The 22,455-nt window shown below is 48.9% G+C and carries 13 protein-coding genes; 11 read left to right on the forward strand and 2 right to left on the reverse strand.

What is annotated here, in order from left to right; translation table 11 throughout:
- Window positions 1-111 precede the first annotated feature (111 nt).
- The 10 genes from xylB to F458_RS0115270 all read left to right on the forward strand — a co-directional run bounded on the left by xylB (window position 112) and on the right by F458_RS0115270 (window position 17,029).
- On the forward strand, window positions 112-1,569 hold the full coding sequence (gene xylB / locus F458_RS0115225) for a xylulokinase (protein ID WP_018984297.1): 1,458 nt from the start codon (window positions 112-114) through the stop codon (window positions 1,567-1,569).
- A 115-nt stretch (window positions 1,570-1,684) separates the two neighbouring features.
- On the forward strand, window positions 1,685-3,004 hold the full coding sequence (gene xylA / locus F458_RS0115230; RefSeq protein WP_018984298.1) for a xylose isomerase: 1,320 nt from the start codon (window positions 1,685-1,687) through the stop codon (window positions 3,002-3,004).
- A gap of 62 nt (window positions 3,005-3,066) precedes the next feature.
- Window positions 3,067-5,004, forward strand: a complete 1,938-nt coding sequence (locus F458_RS0115235; protein WP_018984299.1) for a sialate O-acetylesterase — start codon at window positions 3,067-3,069, stop codon at window positions 5,002-5,004.
- Window positions 4,997-6,685, forward strand: coding sequence for a glycoside hydrolase family 9 protein (locus F458_RS0115240; protein WP_018984300.1), 1,689 nt, complete (start codon window positions 4,997-4,999; stop codon window positions 6,683-6,685). The genes F458_RS0115235 and F458_RS0115240 overlap by 8 nt, the downstream gene beginning before the upstream one ends.
- A gap of 109 nt (window positions 6,686-6,794) precedes the next feature.
- On the forward strand, window positions 6,795-9,305 hold the full coding sequence (locus tag F458_RS0115245; RefSeq protein ID WP_026294711.1) for a glycoside hydrolase family 3 protein: 2,511 nt from the start codon (window positions 6,795-6,797) through the stop codon (window positions 9,303-9,305).
- Window positions 9,306-9,544: 239 nt separating this feature from the next.
- Window positions 9,545-12,622, forward strand: a complete 3,078-nt coding sequence (locus tag F458_RS0115250) for a TonB-dependent receptor (RefSeq protein WP_018984302.1) — start codon at window positions 9,545-9,547, stop codon at window positions 12,620-12,622.
- Window positions 12,623-12,928: 306 nt separating this feature from the next.
- Window positions 12,929-13,696: a SapC family protein gene (locus F458_RS0115255; protein WP_083928648.1), complete on the forward strand. Its 768-nt coding sequence runs from the start codon at window positions 12,929-12,931 to the stop codon at window positions 13,694-13,696.
- Entirely contained in the window at window positions 13,674-14,723 is a 1,050-nt protein-coding gene (locus tag F458_RS0115260; RefSeq protein WP_026294713.1) for a cupin-like domain-containing protein, read from the forward strand. The genes F458_RS0115255 and F458_RS0115260 overlap by 23 nt, the downstream gene beginning before the upstream one ends.
- A gap of 7 nt (window positions 14,724-14,730) precedes the next feature.
- Window positions 14,731-16,218, forward strand: a complete 1,488-nt coding sequence (locus F458_RS0115265; RefSeq protein ID WP_018984305.1) for a tryptophan halogenase family protein — start codon at window positions 14,731-14,733, stop codon at window positions 16,216-16,218.
- A gap of 190 nt (window positions 16,219-16,408) precedes the next feature.
- Window positions 16,409-17,029 carry a mechanosensitive ion channel family protein gene (locus tag F458_RS0115270; protein ID WP_018984306.1) on the forward strand — a complete coding sequence of 207 codons (621 nt, stop codon included), beginning with the start codon at window positions 16,409-16,411 and terminating at the stop codon, window positions 17,027-17,029.
- Between the two features lie 54 nt (window positions 17,030-17,083).
- On the opposite strand, the gene F458_RS0115275 is transcribed toward F458_RS0115270, so the two are convergent.
- A complete protein-coding gene (locus tag F458_RS0115275; RefSeq protein WP_018984307.1) occupies window positions 17,084-18,778 on the reverse strand; it encodes a class I SAM-dependent methyltransferase in 1,695 nt (564 codons plus the stop codon).
- Window positions 18,779-19,293: 515 nt separating this feature from the next.
- Here F458_RS0115275 and F458_RS0115280 point away from each other — a divergent pair.
- Window positions 19,294-20,526, forward strand: a complete 1,233-nt coding sequence (locus F458_RS0115280; RefSeq protein ID WP_018984308.1) for a tyrosine-type recombinase/integrase — start codon at window positions 19,294-19,296, stop codon at window positions 20,524-20,526.
- Window positions 20,527-20,749: 223 nt separating this feature from the next.
- On the opposite strand, the gene F458_RS0115285 is transcribed toward F458_RS0115280, so the two are convergent.
- Window positions 20,750-22,240 carry a phospholipase effector Tle1 domain-containing protein gene (locus F458_RS0115285; RefSeq protein WP_018984309.1) on the reverse strand — a complete coding sequence of 497 codons (1,491 nt, stop codon included), beginning with the start codon at window positions 22,238-22,240 and terminating at the stop codon, window positions 20,750-20,752.
- Window positions 22,241-22,455 lie beyond the last annotated feature (215 nt).

Consider the following 22,455-nt stretch of genomic DNA (forward strand, 5'->3'; position numbering starts at 1 on the left):
TACTAATACAGATAATCTGAATTAACAAAAAAATTACAAAAAATCATAATTGTTCTTCTCGGTTTTGATAATCAGGATATGAACAATCCTTCACTGTTTTAGCGTAATTACATGTTCATAGGTATTGATTTAGGTACATCCGGCGTAAAGGTTATTCTGACCAACACCGATGGCGAACTCATCGCAAGTGCGAGCGCAGAGCTGAGTCTGTCCATTCCCCACCCTATGTGGTCTGAGCAGAATCCTCAGGACTGGTGGACAGCAACCTGCGAGTGTCTTGATGAACTGAGCAAATCCCATAATCTGGCGCCGGTGAGCGCCATTGGCTTTGCCGGTCAGATGCATGGTGCCACGCTGCTGGGACGCGGCGGTAACGTGCTGCGCCCGGCTATTTTGTGGAACGATGGCCGTAGTCAGGCCGAGTGTGCTGAACTGACTGAGCTAGTCCCTTCTGTGACCGAGATCACCGGAAACCTGGTGATGCCCGGTTTTACCGCGCCAAAGCTGTTATGGGTTAAAAAACATGAGCCGGAAATCTTCAACCGTATCGATAAGGTGCTGTTGCCTAAAGATTATCTGCGCTACCGCCTGAGTGGCGATTATGCCAGTGACATGTCTGATTCGGCCGGTACTATCTGGCTGGATGTCGGTAAACGAGACTGGGATGATGCACTACTTGAAGCCTCCGGCCTGACTCGGGACAAAATGCCTGCATTATATGAAGGTAGCCAGGTGACCGGAACAGTGTCGCCCTCGCTGTGTAAACGTTGGGGCATGCGCGAAGTGGCGCTGGTTGCCGGCGCGGGTGACAACGCCGCCGGTGCCATAGGGTGCGGTATAATTAACCCTGGTCAGGCGATGCTGTCGTTGGGAACTTCCGGGGTTTATTTTGCGGTTACCCGTGAATTTCGCAGTAATGCGGAATCCGCCGTCCACAGTTTTTGTCATGCCCTGCCGGATCGCTGGCATCTGATGTCAGTCATGCTAAGTGCCGCCAGTTGTTTACAGTGGTATGCCGCTAATGCCGGTTATCAGGACGTGGCCGAACTGACCGCCGATGTTGAGCAAAACACCGGCATTGATGATGCTGCCACGCCTTACTTTCTGCCGTATCTGACCGGTGAACGCACCCCTCACAATAACCCGGCAGCCAAAAGCATGTTTTTCGGTATTACATCTGCGACCACCCGGGCGCATATGGCCCGCGCAGTGATGGAAGGTGTGTCCATGGCGCTCGCCGATGGTATTGATGCAGTCCACGGCTGTGGCGTGCAGGCCGACGGCATCAGCCTCATTGGTGGCGGCGTGCGCAGCAGTTACTGGTGCCAGATGCTGGCCAACGTTAGCGGACTTGCCATGAATCTGCGTCAAAGTGGCGACGTGGGCCCGGCACTGGGCGCAGCCAGACTGGCCCAGATGGCCATGAACCCGGACATCAAGCCGTCTTATATCTGCCCGTTTCCTAAGCTGGTAAAAACCTTTGAGCCTGACAATTCACATTTTGATGTCTACCTGAAACGTCGTCAAAAGTTCCGCGAATTATATTTCGCTGTGGAATCCCATTTCTAAAGCCAACTAAAAAACACAAAACAACATCAAATTTACATAATTGTTGTGGTGCATGGGATGGTTACCATTAATCAACAAACTTTATGCTCGCCACAAACTCATTAAGGAGTGACTCATGGCAAATTATTTTAGCGACATTGCGCCTATTGAATTCGAAGGGCCGGACTCTACCAACCCTCTGGCGTTTAAACATTACAACGCAAAGGAAAAAATTCTGGGCAAAACGATGGAAGAACATCTGCGTTTTGCCAGCTGTTACTGGCATAATTTCTGTTGGGATGGCGCTGACGTTTTTGGTGGCCCTACGTTTAATCGTCCCTGGTTACAGCCAGGTGATGCCATGGAGCGGGCTAAACAAAAAGCGGATGTCGCGTTCGACTTCTTCGCCAAGCTCGGTGCGCCCTACTACTGCTTCCACGATGTGGATGTAGCGCCTGAAGGTGACTCGGTAAAAGATTACGTCAATAATTTTGCCAAAATGACGGACGTGCTGGCGGCCAAGCAGGAAGAAACCGGCATGAAGCTCCTTTGGGGCACAGCCAACGTGTTCAGTAATCCGCGCTATATGTCGGGTGCATCCACGAATCCGGATCCGGAAATCTTTGCTCGCGCGGCGACCCAGGTCTTTCATGCAATGAATGCAACCAAAAAACTGGGCGGCGCTAATTATGTATTATGGGGCGGCCGTGAAGGTTATGAAACACTGCTAAATACCGATCTTAAACGTGAGCGTAACAATTTGGGTCGCTTCATGAATATGGTCGTAGAGCATAAGCATAAAATTGGTTTTGACGGTTTGCTGCTTATTGAGCCGAAGCCGCAGGAGCCAACTAAGCATCAGTATGACTACGATACAGCCACTGTGTATGGGTTTTTGAAAGAATTCGGTCTGGAAAAAGAATTTGCGGTTAATATCGAGGCAAACCATGCAACCTTGTCGGGCCATTCCTTCCATCATGAAATCGCCACCGCTTTTGCGCTGGGCATTTTTGGTTCTATTGATGCCAACCGGGGCGACGCGCAACTGGGCTGGGATACTGATCAGTTCCCTAACAGCGTAGAAGAAATGACCCTTATCTGTTACGAAATCCTCAAAAATGGCGGCTATACGTCAGGTGGCTTTAATTTTGACACCAAGCTGCGTCGTCAGAGCATTGATCCGGCTGACCTGTTCCACGGCCATATTGGCGGCATGGATACCTGCGCACTAGGTTTGAAGAAAGCTGCAGCAATGATTGAGAACGACTTTATGGATAGTGTTAAAACCAAACGTTATCAGGGCTGGGAGTCTGACTTTGGTAAGAAAATTGCCGATGGCAACTTCAGTCTTGAGGCACTGGCCAGTCATACCGAGCAAAATAACCTGGATCCTAAACATGTATCAGGCCAGCAGGAAATGCTGGAAAATATGGTTAATCAGGTCATCTTCAAATAACTTTAACCACTCGAACAAGGTGCAGCGCTTGCTGCACCTTTTTGTTTTGCGGAGTTTAACGCATGCGCGTGGCTATCTTTTTGTTTTCCATGGTGTCACTGACAGCATGGGGCGACACTCACTTCCACCCCCTATTTAGCGATAACGCATTACTGCAGCGCAACACAACAGTGCCGGTTACGGTATTTAGTGATACAGCACAATCACTCAGCTTAAGCCTCGATGGTAAATCTCTTGGCAGCGAGCAGGTTATCGATGGTCGCTGGACCTATTCTTTGCCAGCACAACAAGCTGGTGGCCCCCATACCCTGACGGTCACTGGCGACAACGTATCGCTTAGCATTCAGAATATCTATTTTGGGGATGTTTACCTGGTGTCCGGGCAGTCAAATATGGAACTGACCATGGCGCGGGTAGAAGAAGCTTATCCGACTGATGTAGAACAGGCGAATTATCCGCTGATACGTGAATTTACCGTGCCAGACACCTATGATTTTAATACGCCTTTAGCAGCGCCAGCGGCGGCTCAGTGGAAAACCGCACAGACCGAAGATATTCTGACACTGTCAGCTATTGCGCATTATTTCGCCCGTCATATTTATCGTTATGAAGGGGTACCAGTCGGCATTATCAATGCTTCTCTAGGCGGTTCTCCGATAGAGGCCTGGATGGCCCCACAACTGCTTGCTGATTATCCGCAATACCTTCGCGACGCTGCGCCTTTTAAAGAATCGACGTTTATCGAACAAACCCGCCAGAATGATCAGGTTGCAGCCGATGACTGGTACGGCAAATTAACTCGCCAGGATGAGGGCTTAACCGAGCCTTACTGGTATTCACCTGAGTTCGATAGCGCAGACTGGCAGACCTTCACCGTGCCGGGTACGCCGGATTTTGCCAAAGAAGGCTTCACGGGTAGCTGGTGGGCAAGAAAAACCGTAAACCTGAATGTCATTCCGCAAGGCTCTGTTTTTCTGCGCCTGGGGCGGATCAGAGATGCAGATGAGGTCTGGATTAACGGCGTCCGGGTGGGCAACACCACCTACCATTATCCGCCGCGCCGTTATCCGGTGCCGGATAACGTTCTTAAAAAAGGTGAAAACACCATCGCCGTGAGAATTACGGCAAATAATCTGCGCACCGAGTTTTTCCCAGACAAAGCGTATTTTATCGGCACGTCGCAGCAGCGCATCTCCCTGGCGGGTGACTGGCAGGCAAAACCAGCGGTACAGGTGAATGAGCCTGCGCCGGAGCAGACATTCATTCGCTGGAAGCCTACTGGTTTGTACAATGCCATGATTGCCCCGCTTACTCATTACCCGCTATCCGGGGTTATCTGGTATCAGGGTGAATCCAATACTGACTCGCCGGCTGACTACAGCGACAAGCTGATTGCCATGATGAATCACTGGCGCAGCAAATGGCAACTGCCGGAGTTACCCTTTTTTATTGTGCAGCTGGCAAATTACATGGCGCCCCAAACAGCACCTGAAGAAAGTAACTGGGCTCAACTGCGCGCGGAGCAGGCACAGGCAGCGCAAAGTCCTAATGCTCATCTGGTAAGTATAATCGATGCCGGGGAGTACAACGATATTCATCCGGTCAACAAGCGCATCGTCGGCAACCGTCTGGCCAGTCAGGCCCGCCGGGCGATTTATGGCCGTGATGTAAATGCTCAGGGCCCGCAGGTTACAGATGTCAGCGTTGACGGCGAGCGTGTGACACTGACAATCACCGATCCGCAGGGGCTTCGGGTAACCGCCGGCGACGGGTCAGGGTTTACCCTGGCAGGTGAAGATGGCCACTTTTACTGGGCTAATGTTTCACACAAAGAGGATACGTTTACTTTGTCCCATCCCAGGGTGTCCAACCCCGTTAGGATCCGTTATGCCTGGGCGAACAACCCGGTTTATAGTATTACCGACAGCCAGGGCTGGCCCCTTGCGCCGTTCGAATATAAGTTAAATCAAGCTGGTAAGGATGCACCGACGAATGAATAAAAAACGCATTTTGTTTATGCTCACCGGGCTTATTGTTGTCACGGCTGTTATTGCGCTGTTTCTCGCGCCATGGTTCAAGTCTGCTGATCCTTCCCGCAGTGTGTTCATCAATCAATGGGGTTTTCTGCCTCACCAGAATAAAATCGCCGTTCTTTTTGCTGACAGCACAAAGCCATTTACGGTCACAGAGCTTAAGACCAATCAACCGGTGATGAAAAGCAAAACCACGCCCACTGAGACCTGGGCACTGGCGGGCCAGCCGGTCTCCCGGGCGGACTTAACTGGCGTTACTGAACCCGGCGAATACCGGCTTAATATAAAGGGCGCTGAACCGGTGTTCTTTTCAATCAGCACAAATCCTTATGGCGCATTACATGATGCCGCTATCAAAGCATTTTATTATGCCCGGGCCGGGCTGGCACTTGATCCGGCCTTCGCCGGCAAGTGGCACCGTTCAGCCGGCCATGCGGACACCTCGGTCCAGCGCATCAATTCAACATCGGGCAACACCACCGCTCACCGGAAAGGCTGGTATGATGCAGGCGATTACAACAAATACATGGTCAATTCAGGCATCACCACCTATACCCTGATGCGCGCCTATCTCGACCACCCTGATTTTTATACAAACAGGTACTGGAATATTCCTGAGTCTATGAATGAGCGCCCCGATATTCTGGATGAGATAATGTGGAACCTGGACTGGATGGTTAGCATGCAGGATACCGACGGCGGTGTGTATCATAAGCTGACCACCCTCAATTTTGCCGGGCCTGTTATGCCTGATGCAGCCGTTGCGCAGCGTTACACCACAGCCAAAAGTACCGCAGCCACACTGAACTTTGCCGCTGTCATGGCGGTGGCAGCACGGCTGTTTGAAGAACAGTCAGAGATGTACCTGGAGCGAGCCTCTCGGGCTCTGGCATGGGCGCAGGACAATCCGCAGCAATATTACCGCAATGAAGAGCGCGTGAGTACCGGTGAATATGGTGATACAGCGCTAACCGATGAACATAACTGGGCTAACATTGAGTACGCTATCAGCTCACAGAACCAAGCTATGCTTGTACGCAGCATAAAGCAGCTGGCTGATGTATCAGTTCCCTCATGGGCCAGTACCACCGGTCTGAGTTATCTTTCTTTGCTACGGGATGCCAGGGCATTGCTGCCGGCCTCTGCCTACGAGAAACTAAAGCGCGCTTTTTCAGGCCACGCCGATCAACTTGTAACAATCCAGCAGAACAATGCATTTCGGATACCGGCAATCGCTGATGACTTTGTCTGGGGCAGTAATGCTGTAATGATGAATAAGGCCATGCTTTTAGAGGTTGCCTGGTCGCTGGATAACCAACGCGCGTACCGCGACGCATCGCTGGCGCTGGTAGACTATATAAGCGGCAGGAACCCCACCGGTTATAGTTTTGTAACAGGTTTTGGCAAACAGTCACCCCGTTTTATTCATCATCGCCCCTCAGAAGCTGATGGTATAGCAGACCCGGTGCCCGGGTGGCTGGCAGGCGGCCCGCAAAACGGCCATCAGGACAATTGTCAGTATCCCTCAGATTTGCCTGCACTGTCTTATCTCGATGCCTGGTGCAGTTATTCTACCAATGAAGTCGCCATCAACTGGAACGCACCACTGGTTTACGTACTGGGCAGTATTGTCGCGGATCCCTTATGACCATGGGTTACGAATTCTGGTTATCTGGTTGAGTTTTTTGCGGTTAGTCTTTACCCCACGTGTCCGTTCTGTGAACTTTTAATAAATTATTAACAAACGGACTTTCGGTGTGAAACATCAACCAGCCATTCTTTCTATGCTTGCCCTGGCAATCGCCGGGTGTGGGCCCACTGTAAACAACCCGCAGTCATCGCAGATGAACGAACCGACAATCAACCCGGACAACTGGCCAAAACAGGCATCGCCATTACGTCATGACCCTGATATTTCCCGCCAGGTGGATGCACTGCTTAAGCAAATGACGCTGGAAGAAAAAGTGGGCCAGGTTATTCAGGCAGATATTGCCTCTGTAACCCCTGAAGAGGTTAAAAAATATAACCTGGGCTCGATTTTAAATGGCGGCAACAGTGCCCCTGGTAACGACAATCGCACTGCGCCAGAGAACTGGCTGGCCCTGGCTGATGCTATGTGGACAGCCTCCACCGACAAGTCTGATGGCAGTGTCGGGATACCGCTGATGTGGGGGGTGGACGCAGTACACGGTCATAACAACATTGTTGGCGCAACGTTGTTTCCCCATAATATTGGCCTGGGGGCAGCTGATGATGAAGACCTGATGACCCGTATTGGTGAAATCACCGCGCGGGAGATCCGGGTGACCGGTAACGACTGGACATTTGCGCCCACCGTTGCGGTGGCGCAGGATGATCGCTGGGGCCGCACATTTGAAAGTTATTCCGAAAACCCCGATATCGTTGCGCGCTATTCCAGGGCGCTGGTGACGGGTCTGCAAGGCAAGGTTAATTCAGACTCATTTTTAGATAATGACCATGTCATTGCCACCGTTAAACACTTTGTTGGCGACGGCAGTACGGTGGGCGGCAAAGATCAGGGAGATAGCCGGGTCTCTGAAGCAGAACTACGAGATATTCATGCTGCAGGTTATCCCCCCGCTATTCAGGCCGGCGTGCAAGTCGCTATGGCCTCGTACAACAGCTGGCACGGCACCAAAATGCATGGTTTTAAAGCCATGCTCAATGATGTGCTGGTAGGCCGAATGGGATTTGACGGTTTTGTGGTTGGCGATTGGAATGGGCATGGCCAGGTTGCAGGCTGCGAACCAACCTCTTGTCCGCAGGCGTTTAATGCCGGGCTGGATATGTTTATGGCACCCGATAGCTGGAAAGCCCTGTATCACAATACTCTTTCCCAGGTGCAGGATGGCACGATTTCCATGGCGCGGCTGGATGAAGCGGTAAGCCGTATTCTGCGGGTTAAGGCTCGGGCCGGAATTCTGGACTCCAGCCTGCCGTCTGAGCGCCCCCACGCCGGAAATTATGATCTGCTTAGTGCGCCAGAGCATCGGGCTGTGGCCCGTCAGGCGGTCAGACAATCACTGGTGCTGCTCAAAAATAATAACCAGGTGCTGCCGGTTTCCCCCGCCAGCACGATTTTAGTCGCCGGAGAAGCGGCAGATAATATCGGACAGGCAGCCGGCGGCTGGACCCTAAGCTGGCAGGGCACTGGCAATACCAATCGCGACTTTCCCAATGGCCAGTCCATTCTGGCAGGTTTGCAGGCACAGGTTAAACAAGCCGGCGGAACAGTGGAGTATCAGCCAGACGGCAGCTATTCTACTCAACCGGATGTCGCAATCGTGGTTTTTGGCGAGCAGCCCTATGCCGAGTTTCAGGGGGACAGGTCGCACCTTGACTACCCGGACACCACTGCCCTTGAGCTTTTAAAATCTTTACAAAACGAAGGCATTCCAACGGTTTCTGTGTTCTTGTCGGGCCGGCCCATGTGGGTCAACCCGGAAATCAATGCCTCGGATGCCTTTGTTGCGGCCTGGCTACCAGGTACGGAAGGCGGCGGCATTGCAGATGTTGTACTCAGTAAAGCCGATGACACAACCCAGCATGATTTTACCGGCAAACTTAGCTTTGCCTGGCCAGCCACGCCCCATGTCGACCAGTCTGACAGCTCAGATGACACTGCGGCGATTTTATTCCCGCTGGGGTACGGACTCACCTACCAGTCGCCAAAAACCATCAACAACCTTGACGAAACGCAGGCGGTGAACTCCAATCAGGATGCCACGCAACAATTTTTGATGGCGGGAGACCCTGTGACCCCCTGGCAATTAGCCTTAACCGACGACGCTGGCACACAGGCCGCATTTCCGCCGCAATCTGCCAGCCCGGCCGATGCGCTAACCGCTGTCGCGGCCGATGACCAGGCCCAGGAAGATACTGTCATTTTCACCTGGCAGAGCAAGGCCACCGTCGGGATTAGCGGTGAGACGGTGGATATCAGTCGCCAGAGTAACGGCGACATGGCTGTGTCATTTGAGTATAAGGTACTAAAACCTGCCGCAGGGACTGTGCAACTGGGTATGCAAAGTAAAAATGAAAAACCACATTTCATTGATGTGACCGACGCCTTTCGTCAAACCGGCGACTGGCAAAGTCATCTGATCAAGCTGAGTTGCTTCTCCGGTCCAGTGGATATGAGTCAGCTCACTCACCCGGTGTTAATCAAAAGTGAAGATGCGCTGGCTATTCAGGTAAAAGCAATAAAAGTGGTTTCAAATCAGGGTGAGGCATCCTGTAAGTTATAACAATTTGGTCAGCCAGTAGTGTTTGTCGGGCCCTCGGCCCGGCATTTATTTACCCACCACGTAATTTATCGACACCCTGTTGTGAAAAAAGATAATAGCTTGCTAGCACTAGCTTATTACCATTCATTAACAGTCTGTTTACTCTTCACAGGAAGTTAATTTGCCGTCTCGACCAGGAATGTCGGAGATTGACGCAGGTTGTAGTAAGCAAGTCATAGGGAAAAGAAATGGGGACACACATGAAACGCAATATTCCATACAAAAAGACACTTTTAACCCAAAGCCTCTCAATCTTACTCGGAACCAGTGTAATGATGCCGGCTCTGGCGCAAGAGGCAAATGAAAATGAGCAGGATGGCGAGCCGGTAGAAGTCATTCAGGTGACAGGCCTGAAGTCCAGTCTGACCGAGGCGCAATCCATTAAACGTAACTCTGTGGGCGTGGTAGACGCCATTTCCGCAGAAGATATTGGTAAGTTTCCAGACACCAACCTTGCCGAATCATTACAGCGTATTACCGGGGTATCTATCAGCCGAACTAACGGTGAAGGTAACGAGGTAACGGTACGGGGCTTTGGCGGTGGCAACAATATGATCACACTAAATGGTCGTATGATGCCAGCAGCCCAGACCTACGGCGGCGGTAGCGGCGCTGACGGTACCACCCGCGGCGGCAGTACTCGTGCTTTTTCTTTTGCCAATCTTGCATCGGAAGGGGTAAGCGCGGTAGAGGTTTATAAAACCAGTAAGGCAGATATCGCCACCGGCGGTATTGGTGCAACCATTAACATTTTAACGGCACGCCCGCTTAGTAACCCTGGCTTTACGGCGTCTGTGGCGGCAAAGGCTGTACATGACACCACCAACCGCGTTGGCGATGATGTTACGCCGGAAGTTTCCGGCATTGTGAACTGGACCGATGATGACGCAAAGTTTGGTGTCAATATCGCAGCTATTATCCAGCAACGTGATTCCGGTTATGTCGGCGCCACGGTAAACGACTGGAATATTGGCGAATGGGGTGACCCGAATGACCCGGATACATTGTTTAACAATGCTGATATGTCGGTATATCAGAATGTGCCGGATGCCGGGCAGCTGTATGGTCGTCCGAACGACTTACGCTATGCATTTTCAGACCGTCAGCGCGAGCGCAAAAACGCGCAGATCACATTGCAGTACGCACCTGCTGATAACATGACAGCAACCCTCGATTATCTGTTTGCTGAAAATGAAATTAAAGAACATCGTGGTGAAATTACTAACTGGCTGCAAAACGGCTCAAACATTACCCGCGTTGAATTTGATGATGGTCCGGTCGCAACGCCTATTTATGTGGCTGAAAATTATAACGGTACTGTGGATGAAGGTTTTGAGCAGCAATACCGTGAACAAACCAATACGCTAACCTCACTGGGTTTTAACTTTGAATATTATTACAGTGATGCCCTTAAGCTGAATTTTGATGTGCACAATTCAGAAATGGAAAGTTTACCTACTGGTCCCAGCGACAACCTCGCATCCGGCGAAATAGCGGTAGGTCTGGGTGCGCCGGTGGTAGCCTCCCGGGAATGGTGGTTTGGCCGTGAATTACCCACGTATCGCAACGTATACGACGACTCCCAACGCGGTAATGATAACGGCGTACTGGATGCAGGCGATGTAGGCTCATCTATTCTGCGCTTCCGTCATGCATCTCAGATAACTGAAATCACTCAGTTTAAGTTCGATGGTACCTATTACCTGGATAACGGTGAATTCCAGTTTGGTGTAGAAGGTCGCGCCATGGAAATGAACGCCCGACAAACAGCCGGCGACAATATGACGCTGGGTAACTGGGGTATTGCCAACCCGGGTGAATTTTCCGAAGGCATGCTGGAGCAGATTGATGTCGGCGGTGAATTTGAGGATTTCGACACTGGTGAAAGTCAGGGTATCGGCTTTACCGGTGATACCGTCGCGCTGGCCCGTGAAGGTATCGCTCTGTATCCCTCAGAAAATAATTTCTTTGGTGTCAGTGACGTGTTCTCAACCAACGACACCGTAGAAGAAGATACCATGGCGGCCTACTTCCAGGTGCATGTGCAGTCTGAATGGAATGACATGCCTATCAATGTCCTGGCTGGTATACGCTACGAAACCACCGATGTGAACTCTTCTTCACTGGTGACTCCGCCAAGCTACCTGATATGGGAAAACAATAACGATTTCAGCGTATTTACTAACCCTGAAACTGTCGCACAGCCATTGGCCGTTGAAGCAGATTACGACAACCTGCTGCCGAGCCTCGATTTTGACATCATGTTGACAGATGATGTTAAGGGCCGTTTTTCCTACAGTAAAACCATTGCCCGTGCAGGTTACGGGTCACTACGGGTCTCACCCAGTAACTTTGGCCTGACCGGATCAACCTTAAACGGTGCCCGAGCCACAGCAAGTTCATCCAACCCGGCGCTGTTACCGCTGGAATCTGATAACTTTGACCTGTCGCTGGAATGGTATTACGACGAAACCAGTTATGTCTCTGCTGGCTTTTTTGAAAAGCGTGTGGCTAACTTTATCGGAACAGGTCAGCAGGATCGCACATTCTTCGGCATTCAGGACCAAACTTCCGGCCCTCGCGCCATCGCAGCGGCTAATGCACTGCGCGAGCGTGGCTTTGCTGTAGATGATACGTCGCTGTTTGCCATGATGGTGCTGCTTGAACAGCCGCAGGCATTCCCGAATGGCGCCGATGATTACACCGGTTCAGCTGAGCAGATTCTGGAATTAGGCGAAACTCCCGGATGGGATCTAATCCCTCAGGAAGGCGACCCTGAGCTTACCTTCCGTACCTCAGTGCCGCAAAACAACCGGGAAGCAAAACTGTATGGTGGTGAGTTTGCCGTGCAGCATTTCTTCGGTGAAACCGGCTTTGGTGTTCAGGCCAACTACACTATCGTGCGTGGCGACATTGGTTTTGACAACGAAGGTAACCCGAATGTGTCACAGTTTGCCCTTACCGGCCTGAGTGATACCGCCAACCTGGTTTTGCTGTACGAAAACTACGGCTGGACCGCCCGGGTTGCCTGGAACTGGCGTGAAAAATACCTCAACCGTATAAACTACAAAGGCTCTAATAACCCAGCTTATATCGAAGACTATTATCAGATTGATATGAATGTAAGCTATGACTTTAACGAGAACCTCTCCGTGTTTATTGAAGGTATCAACGTGACCGGTGAGAATAGTCGTGAGCACGGCAGGACGCCGAACCAGCTCTGGTATTTAGAAGATTTAGGTGCACGCTACAATCTTGGTGCACGCTATACTTTCTAACGGCGGCTAAAACACAATTCATACCAGGCCACTTCGGTGGCCTGCATGCGTTTGAGCTTGAATCAAGATGCAGAGTAGGTGAATACCTTCACAAGCGAGCAATCACACATTCTTGGGCGACATTAACAGTACTGCCAGACTTGATAGAGCCTAAATTCGAGAGCCATTAAACATCATGCTGACCGGTAAGGATTATTTGCAAAGTTATTATGGAAAATCGAAATTTACAACAATGTGAATGAGGATTCTCCATAACAATTTTAAAGCAGTGATGCTAAGCGCAGCAGGTTTAGAAAAAGAAGGTAAATGATGAGTAACTACACCCTCCTTGACAACGTCACCCATAAAGATCTGCGGATCATTACGCAGTATCGGGCCGACTGTGGCGATAATGTTGCTTCTGTGCCGGTCTTTGCCACAGAGCTGGCGAATGTGACAAAGCATTATCCGGTATTGTTTTACCCTGATGAAAAAAATGGCGGGTTTACGATGACCGCACTACTGGGCCTGGAGCGGAATGAAAACTTATTTTTGACAGAAAGCCTGCCGGCAGATTATGAAAATTTACGTGCACAACACGGCTGGGCGGCAGATTATGTACCGGCGATGGTTGCCCGCGGGCCGTTTGCAATTGGTCTGCACGATAACGGCAACGAGGTGATGGTCCATGTAGACACAGACAGTCCGAAACTCTCCACCAGCGAAGGCAAACCACTGTTCTTACCCAAGGGCGGGAATTCTGATTATCTGAACCGGATGGCCTCAGTGCTGCACCTGATACACTCTGGGGCGTCGGTCACCAGGGATATGATCAGTGCATGGCATGAACTGGCATTGCTGGAACCTTTGAATGTTGATATTGAACTTAGCGATGGCACGGCGCTGACGCTTTCCGGACACTATACGGTCAGTGATGAAAAAGTGGCGGCGCTGGGGCCCGGTGAATTACATCAATTACATCAGCAAGGCTTGTTACAGGGGCTGTTTTTAGTTATGAGCTCACTGACCAACCTGCAAACCCTGATTGACCTGAAAAATATTCGTAAACACCATGAGCAACAGGGCTATGCCTGATTCGCTGGCAGGTATCAGCAACGCGATTGCGCAGGTCCGGGCCATTGATGCACCGGATCTTGCGACGCTTACACACACAGCCCAGCCACTGGTGCTACGGGGAATTGCACAGCACTGGGCACTGACCCAAAAGGCACAGCAAAGCGCCGCCGATGCCGCCGACTATATACAATCATTTTATAACGGCCGTCCCTCAATGATTTACCGGGCCCCGGCATCAATAAAGGGTAAGTATTTTTATGCGCAGAATGCCGCTTCGCTTAATTATGAGAGTGTGCGCGGCAATGTGACTGAGTTGTTAGCTGAGCTTGTGGCCGGGGCTGACGATAAGTCTCTTTATATGGCCTCTGCCCCGCTGGACACATTTTTTCCACAGCTTAAAGCACAGGTTCAGTTTTCCGCCACCCCGCACCTTATCCCTGAAGCACAGCACGACCCGTTGGTCAGCATCTGGGTAGGCAACCAGTCACTGGCGTCGTGCCATTTTGATTGCCTGGAAAATATCGCTTGTTGTGTAGCCGGTAAACGCCGCATTGTGGTATTTCCACCTGACCAGGTTGCCAACCTTTATCCGGGACCCGTGGAACGCACCCCCGGCGGACAGGTAATCAGCATGGTTGATTTTCATCACCCGGATTTCACCGCCCACCCCCGCTTTAAAGAAGCACTCAGGCACGCCCAAATAGCAGAGCTTGGGCCCGGCGACGGTATTTTTATTCCCAGTATGTGGTGGCATCAGGTAGAAGGGCTGAGTGATTTTAATATTCTGGTGAATTACTGGTGGTCACAGGCGCCCGCATTTTTGGGCAGCGGCATGCCAGCCCTCTATCATGCCATGCTGGCCATTCGCGATCGCCCTGAACGGGAAAAAGCCGCGTTTAAATCCTTGTTTGATTATTATGTGTTTAATGATGCTCAGATGCCGGCGGCCCATATCCCTGATGCAGGCAAAGGTATGCTCGACGAGCTGGACGAAGCCAGTGCCCGGCGTTTACGGGCATTAATCACCAACCAACTGAATAAGTAGTTGCATTATGACAGCGCATCCAAAAAATATTGTTATTGCCGGGGGCGGCACCGCAGGCTGGATAGCCGCCGCTGCACTGGCCCGAAAAATGGGCCAGCTGGTCAATGTACGGGTTATTGAATCTGAGGTTATCGGTACCATCGGTGTTGGCGAGGCCACTATCCCGCCGTTGCGCACCTTTCATAAACTGCTGCAAATTGATGAGCAGGCATTTATGCGCGCCACCGCTGCCACGTTCAAACTGGGTATACAGTTTGAAAACTGGGGAGACATAGGTGACAGCTATATCCATTCTTTTGGCGTGACGGGCCAGCAAAGCTGGCTGGCTGAATTTGTCCATTTTCACTTAAGCGCAAAAGCACGAGGATTCCAGGGCGACTATGGCGATTACTGCTTTGAGCTGGAGGCTGCGCGCCAGCATAAGTTTGCCACCTCGCCCAAAAGTAATATTCAGTACGCATATCATTTGGATGCCGGCGACTATGTAGAATTTCTCAAGCGGTTTTGTAGCGCATTGGGTGTAGTTCGCACTGAGGGGGTGATTGAACATGTGGCCCAGCATGATAACGGCGATATCAAAGCGCTGCACCTGCAGGATGGCGATATTGTTGAGGGCGACTTTTTTATCGACTGCACCGGATTTAAAGGTTTATTGATTGAAGAAACCCTGAACACCGGATTTGAAGACTGGTCGCAATGGCTGATGTGTGACAGCGCCTGTGCGGTACAAACGCAAAGCACCCAGCCTGCCCCGCCCTATACCCGCGCAGCGGCGCATCACGCTGGCTGGCAGTGGGAGATCCCTTTGCAACATCGCGTTGGTAATGGCTTAGTCTACGCCAGTAGATTTATGAGTGACGATGAAGCCCGTGACACCCTGTTAAAAAACGTCAAAGGTGAGCCGCTGACCACGCCTAAAACATTGCGTTTTAAAACCGGCCGCCGCAAACAGGCGTGGAACCGCAACTGTCTTGCTCTGGGCCTGGCCAGTGGTTTTGTCGAACCGTTGGAATCCACCAGCATTCATCTGGTGATGATGGGTATCACACGCTTTATGCAGTTATTTCCCCACAGCGGCCACGATCCGGCGCTGATTGCTGAATACAATAGCCAGACTCAGGCCGAATTAGAGCGAATTCGTGATTTTATTATTCTGCATTACCATGTGACTCAACGCGAAGACAGCCCGTTCTGGCAACAATGTAAAACCATGGATGTGCCGGATTCGCTGGCTGAACGCATTACGCTTTTCAAAGCGCAGGCCCACGCCTTTCAAAAACAAAACGAGCTGTTTCGCGTCGACTCCTGGACCCAGGTCATGCTCGGTCAGGGTATTGCGCCAACACACTTTCATCCGGCCGCGACTATGCTTACCGATGAGCAGCTACAAAACTCTCTTAAACAGCAGCGCGAGCGTGTGCTGGCCGCGGTCAAACAGCTGCCAGAGCATGCCGACTTTGTGAAAGGGTATTGTGGGGCGATGAGGGGCGAATGACGCTTTTTGCCTGACGGCACAAAAAACGTTAATGGGCTTCTGAAACGAGCATATCGGCAGAGGATTTTCGCTGTAATCAGCATTAGCGAGGCGCTGGTTTTGCTAAAGAACAAAACCGCGTCTATGGCTAGTACATACCATCAATTCTACTTATACTCTGCGCGTTAAATTAGTTTCGAGGTTTAGTGTAATGAATGAGTGGTGGCACACACTGTTGCAGTGGTTGACTGAATACCAGTCGAATGTGGTGTGGAGCGTAGTAGTGTTACTGATTTATTTGGCAACCTCCCAAAAGCTACTACCAAAACTTGAAGCCAACATGGAAAAGTCGAAGTTAAAATCCAACAGCGCCATCAAGGGGCTATTTGTAGCCAGAGTGCTGGTTGCAATAATTTCTATCGCGTTGTTGTTACTCGCATGGGGCATCGACTTTTCAGGGCTGTTGGTGTTATCCACGTCTATCCTCACGGTCACGGGCGTGGCGCTGTTTGCCAGCTGGTCGCTGATCAGCAATATTACGGCATATTTCATTTTGTTAACCAATGTGGCCTACCGTAGAGGAAATTATGTTCGTATTCTGGATGGTGATAATTACATTGAGGGGATTATTGCCGATATCGGCCCGTTTAGTTCGCGCTTAGTGACAGCAGATCGCGAAACACTGATGTACCCGAATAACCTGATTCTGACGCGGCCGGTACTGCTCAACCCGAAGGTCAAATGGGGTACGATGGGCAAAGTCATAACGAAGCCAGCGGAAGAAAAGTCAGTAGCTAAATTGGATGATGGCGAGCCTCAGGAGGAGGTTTAGGTTTAAGCAATCAAGCAGTGCGCGAAACAGCAAAGAAATACTTTTTATTTGCTGTCACCATTCCATCAGTTGCTGAAAGTCCTTGATTCGATCTCTTTGAATAGTCATCGCTTCGAATACGTTCACAAAGCTTCGGTTACTGGCCGACAGATTGGGCAGTGACAGATTTGCCTGTATGAAAAATTCATCGGCCTGTTCGTCCCAGGCCTGTTCCCACCATTCGGTAATCAGGCTTTTGCTGTTCATCATGCGCACAGATGAGGGCAGTTTATCAGATTTACTGCTGTTCACAGCTGACTGGGTTGGCAGCAAATTCCATAAATCGTTGTTCGGCCAGCGAGCAAAAGGCATAGCATGATCCACGGCATAGCTCGGCAGGCGAATCGCTTTCCCGGACCAGCAACAATTCACACTGCCGGTTTGAAGCAATTCATTGATGCGATTTCTGACTCGCGTTGTTGTTCTTTTAGGATCTTCCCAGATAAGCGCATTTAATAAATCGGCTTTGGAAAACGCTACGTCAGTATTTTTAACGTAACTCTGCATAAGCCCGGCCCATTCATTTACCAGTGACGGCTCTATCCATACGCTGAAACGGGTAAGCGAATCCCAGATATTCACCGGCACGTAAAAGCGACCCAGTGAAGTAAGGAAGTCAGCATCCAGAACAAGGCTTCCGGATGGTTTTTTGGTTCGCTGGGTTTCAGCCAGAAAAATGCCCTCACCGGTTCCCGGCAACGTTGTGTAGCGAACCGGCATATCACGAATAGTGACAGCGACATCCTTCATCGTTTGATATACCGCTTGAGCAAGCTCAGGTTGCAGATACATGGCACCAATATAAAAATCGTTTGCCGTAAAAGAAGACAGCGCATTCCAGCCTCCATCTTTTACAAAACCCAATCCCCGATTGATATTACTGCTTTGGGGAATTTTAAAATGATCGACCAGTGGCTTAAACAACTTAACCCAGTAAAGTGCAACGAGACCAAGAGGCAACACAACATGCCCCAGCCTTCGTTCTATTACCGCACCCGGATGCCCTTCAGCAATCCTCAACAGTGCTCGCAGCAGCGCCACTTTATAGGTGGATGACTTATTGTCGTTCATGATGATATTGCGAAGCAGTGGAAAAGCGCCAGAGCCATCGTCAGGTAATGTGAGGATAACGGTTTGCCAACTCACATCGTCACGGCCTAACTCATCACGACGCTTATTTTCATCTATCAACCTGAAAGCCAGGCCGAACGTTCTGGCAAACACAGCAAGCTCATCGGCCGGCACAGGGTGCATCGTTCGTTCATCGCTACATGCGCCGTGGCGTAAAGAAATGATAATTTTGCCGCTGGCTTTAAGCAGCGAGCTTACTTTACGAATGCAGCGTTCACGTTCTGACGGTGCAATATGCATCCATACAGCACTAAGAAGAATGAGGTCGAATTTTGTCTGCAGATTAAAGACTTTATCCAGAGAAGGCAGCTTGTCGTCAATCCAGTGAACATTCTGATTTACGGTATACCGCCGAGCCTGTTCTCGAATGCCGGCTGCAGGCTCAACAGCAAAGACGGTTAGCCCTTTTGCTGCCAGATAGCGGGCATCGCGCCCGGAGCCAGCACCGACATCCAGTACAAAGCCTTCATCAGGAATTTCAGATAGCCAGCTCTGATGTACCTTTTCAAAGGACACACTATTGTATTGTGCAGTCAGCTTTTCAGCATTTTTGGTGTAAAAATGTATGTTTTCTGACAATTGGCGTCACGTCCCTGCTGAATACTCATTCAAGCTTTGGCTTATATATTTTATAAAATCAGTACAATACGAACAATGCTAAAGAATTGCAAAAGGCGTGTGTCGAGTACGCACAATGGCGGTAGGTCTTTGGAAGTAGACGAGACGATTTTGTCGAACGGAGATTCTCATCCACGGGAATACAACAGATATAAAAAAACCGACTCGAAAGTCGGCTTTTTATATCTGGCGCACCCGATAGGATTACTCGGCGCATCCCTGCGCCTCGCCCTCACGGGCCGCGCTGAAGCGCGTTCAAAATCGCTCCCGACGATTTTTTCGAACCTATGACCTTTGCCTCCGGAGCCGAGAAACATAGTGTTTTTCAGTGACGCTCAGTGAACCACAAAAAACAAAAATTAAAACATAAGTCATTGTTTTAATTGATATAGACAAATTCATAGTTTGTTCACTATTGTTCATGTAAACTCACCCAATATCACTCGATCTGCTACATATTTGCTACATATTTTGAAATGACTATCAAAAAGAAGATCTCAAACGCGACGATTTCCAGCCTCAAAATCGAAGATAAGCGGCTAAACGATACAGAGATATCTGGCTTTCATGCGCGCATATCGCCCAAAGGCCGGATTACCTACTTTTTGTACTATCGCCATAACGGTAAACAGCAAAATGTGAAGCTGGGTACTCATCCTGAAATTACTCCGGCGCAAGCCAAGGATGCAGCAAAAGCCGCCGGCGCTTCGGTTGTTCAGGGTGTTGACCCTCACGAGCATAAAAAAGAGTTAAAAGCCCAGGAAAGAAAATCCAGGTTAACCACGCTGGAAGCATTTTTGGATTTACAGTTTACGCCCTGGTACAGCGCTCAGTATCCTAAGTCCGGCGCGCAGGAAATAAAAAACCTTAAAAAGAACTTCCCTACCCTGCTACCTATGCAGCTAAAAGATATTACTGCCGCTGTAGTCGAGCGCCGCCGCACAGAAATGATGAAAGTTAAACGAAGCAACGCCACTATTAACCGGCGCTTCACTACGCTTAAATCAGTCATGAGCAGAGCGGTTGAGTGGGAAGTGATAGAAAAGCACGACCTGAAAAAGGTCAAAATGCTGCGCGAAGACAATACCCATATTCGCTATTTAAGCTTTGAGGAAGAAGAAGCCCTGAAACGCGCCCTCGCCGCCAGAGACTATCGCATTAAAAAAGACCGTGAAAACGGCAACAAGCACAGAACAGAGCGTGGCTACCCACTCCTACCAGATTTGAGCAATCGCACGTTTGCGGATCATATAGCGCCCCTGGTGATAGTCGCTATGAATACCGGCATGCGAAAAGGTGAGTTACTTAGCCTGACCTGGGCCGATATTAACTTTGAACGGGAATTTGTGACCGTTAAAGCGGCCAATGCCAAAAGCGGAAAAGCTCGACACATTCCGCTTAATCAGAAAGCCAAGTCGGCGCTGCTCAACTGGAAGCTGGATTGCGGTTCGCTGCACTGGGTATTCGAAGGTGAAAACGGCCAGCCAATTAAAGACTTTAAAAAAGCCTGGGTAGCCTTGCTGGAAAGCGCCAAGATTATCGACTTTCGTTTTCATGACTTCCGCCACCACTTTGCTAGCAAACTAGTGATGGCTGGAGTAGATTTGAATACTACCCGCGAATTGCTCGGTCATGGTTCGTTAGATATGACGCTCAGGTACGCACACTTGGCGCCAGAGCATAAGGCGAAGGCGGTGAATCTGCTTTAACTTCTGTTTGACTGTGCTGCTTCAACTATGCGCCAAAGTTTATGAATTAGTGTCTGCTAATAATAAAAGACTGTCACATAAATAAGTTATTATTGGCTAGATCTAAAAAACGGAAACTCTGTTCTAGTCGCTCAGGCCTGATGTAAATTCTACGCTTTTTAGAGCCAGAAACATTTTCAGTCTCGCATTAAGTTAAAACAGAGAAGTTTTAGTTAATTTCATTTTACTGAGCATAAACCATTTTGCAATCTACGTAATAGTAGCCTCTTTCAATTTCTTCACTTTCAAGCAAAATGAACTCTAAACGACTCAACTCATTTTCCGGAATTGAATTCCATACTTTATCATTTAACTCCATCCTTGAAATAAAGTCTGACTCATCGTAAGTAAAACTAATCACCCGCTTCCCATCACGTTTATCATTCGAAAATTGAAGATCACGCAGGCCAAAATAGCCACGATAAAACTTAAGATAATCTCCCTCCTTCTTGAGATCTATTACAACGGGTTTAATTTCTTTTAATTCACTGGTATATCCAAAGTTAGAGTTGAATTGGTTGCTCAGACGTCTTTTTGCTAGTTTGTACTCATCTTGAGATAGTTTGACTGAACGAACTTTTTTTATCCCTCTAGAATTTTTTCCAAAAATTGATTCTAGAATAAAGTCATATAATCCTCGAGAATCATGTTTACCTGATGTGAATAAGTAATCATCAATCTCAAAATGAGTTTTGCTGATTAATCCCATTTCTAACAAGGCTATCTCACCGTAAATTCGATAATATGTACCTATACCACTTTTATATGATGCTCCTATATCAGAATGAGAGCCAGGCAATGATAGTTGCGCTAATCTATTGGAATTAGAAATTGTCGGCAATTTACATTTTCTAGGTTGTAAAATATGCATCCTTCCTGGAACGCCTGGAAAATCAATATCGACATCATAAATGACCGGGAAGAGTCTTCTACTTTCGTTATTTGCTATAAAATGTAATAAGAAATCAGTTGAAGTTGATATACCAAGTTCCAACTCGTCTTCAACACTGGTAGCTACAGTGTCAAACAATAAACCAATGGTTCTAATAAGAGTAGAGTTTGGTTCCTGCCTGTCGTCTAATAAACTTGTTTTGTATTGTTTAGATAACTGGTTCATGAAGTGTCTTGCGATTGCAGCTCCACGACTAAAACCGATAGTAATGACTTTTATCTCTAAATTATCATTTTTCCTTTCTTCCTTTTTTATAAATGTTTCAAAGTCCTCTAAAGCCTTATTTGCTATCTTTATACATGAGTGACATCGAACTGAGTCTAACGTTCGAGTGATATAGTTTTTTTGAGTGCCAGGACCTGGATAATATTCAGATTTAATTGATTTTTTCTTATCTAGAATGCTATAAAGATAGCTAACAACTGTTTCACGGCTATTTTCATCTAAATTATCTTTGTCGTTTTCAGTGCCGTCAAATGCCGCTACGTAGTATTTGATATTCTTTTTGTTTGGATTAAGCCGTAAATCTGGAGCTTCAATAAAAAACTTCGCTTGATCTAGTTGGTAACGCTCCTCCATAGGGATGGGTAAGGCTTCATTTCCCGAAAATATACTGCTACATCCACAGAGCATAAAAGCCATTATTAAAAGTAAAGACCTATTCAATAATTTAATTTTTGCTATAGGGATTAAAAAATTTTTGCAATGAAACCTGTATTTCATAATTAGCATCCGTACTTTAATAATATTAGAGATTGCTCAATATAATAATTATGATATCACATAAAATTAATACAAAAACAAATGAATGTTGGTTATAGAGCTGTAAAAGAGTAAAAATATTCATACTCTCGAGGCGTTACTGAACCGGCGATCAGGCCTCTTAGCAGATTTCAGGCTTGGTTGATATACGTACCCAAAGTATCTTATAGAGTTGT

Origin of the sequence: Salinimonas chungwhensis DSM 16280, from assembly GCF_000378185.1 — a bacterium.
Taxonomy (GTDB): Bacteria; Pseudomonadota; Gammaproteobacteria; order Enterobacterales; family Alteromonadaceae; genus Alteromonas; species Alteromonas chungwhensis.

Bases quoted from the DNA above. Each gene is read 5' to 3' on its own strand.
- F458_RS0115280 (WP_018984308.1), top strand. From the start codon at position 19,294: ATGACTATCAAAAAGAAGATCTCAAACGCGACGATTTCCAGCCTCAAA.
- xylB (WP_018984297.1), top strand. From the start codon at position 112: ATGTTCATAGGTATTGATTTAGGTACATCCGGCGTAAAGGTTATTCTG.
- F458_RS0115260 (WP_026294713.1), top strand. From the start codon at position 13,674: ATGAGCAACAGGGCTATGCCTGATTCGCTGGCAGGTATCAGCAACGCG.
- xylA (WP_018984298.1), top strand. From the start codon at position 1,685: ATGGCAAATTATTTTAGCGACATTGCGCCTATTGAATTCGAAGGGCCG.
- F458_RS0115235 (WP_018984299.1), top strand. From the start codon at position 3,067: ATGCGCGTGGCTATCTTTTTGTTTTCCATGGTGTCACTGACAGCATGG.
- F458_RS0115240 (WP_018984300.1), top strand. From the start codon at position 4,997: ATGAATAAAAAACGCATTTTGTTTATGCTCACCGGGCTTATTGTTGTC.
- F458_RS0115265 (WP_018984305.1), top strand. From the start codon at position 14,731: ATGACAGCGCATCCAAAAAATATTGTTATTGCCGGGGGCGGCACCGCA.
- F458_RS0115250 (WP_018984302.1), top strand. From the start codon at position 9,545: ATGAAACGCAATATTCCATACAAAAAGACACTTTTAACCCAAAGCCTC.
- F458_RS0115270 (WP_018984306.1), top strand. From the start codon at position 16,409: ATGAATGAGTGGTGGCACACACTGTTGCAGTGGTTGACTGAATACCAG.
- F458_RS0115285 (WP_018984309.1), bottom strand. From the start codon at position 22,240: ATGAAATACAGGTTTCATTGCAAAAATTTTTTAATCCCTATAGCAAAA.
- F458_RS0115255 (WP_083928648.1), top strand. From the start codon at position 12,929: ATGATGAGTAACTACACCCTCCTTGACAACGTCACCCATAAAGATCTG.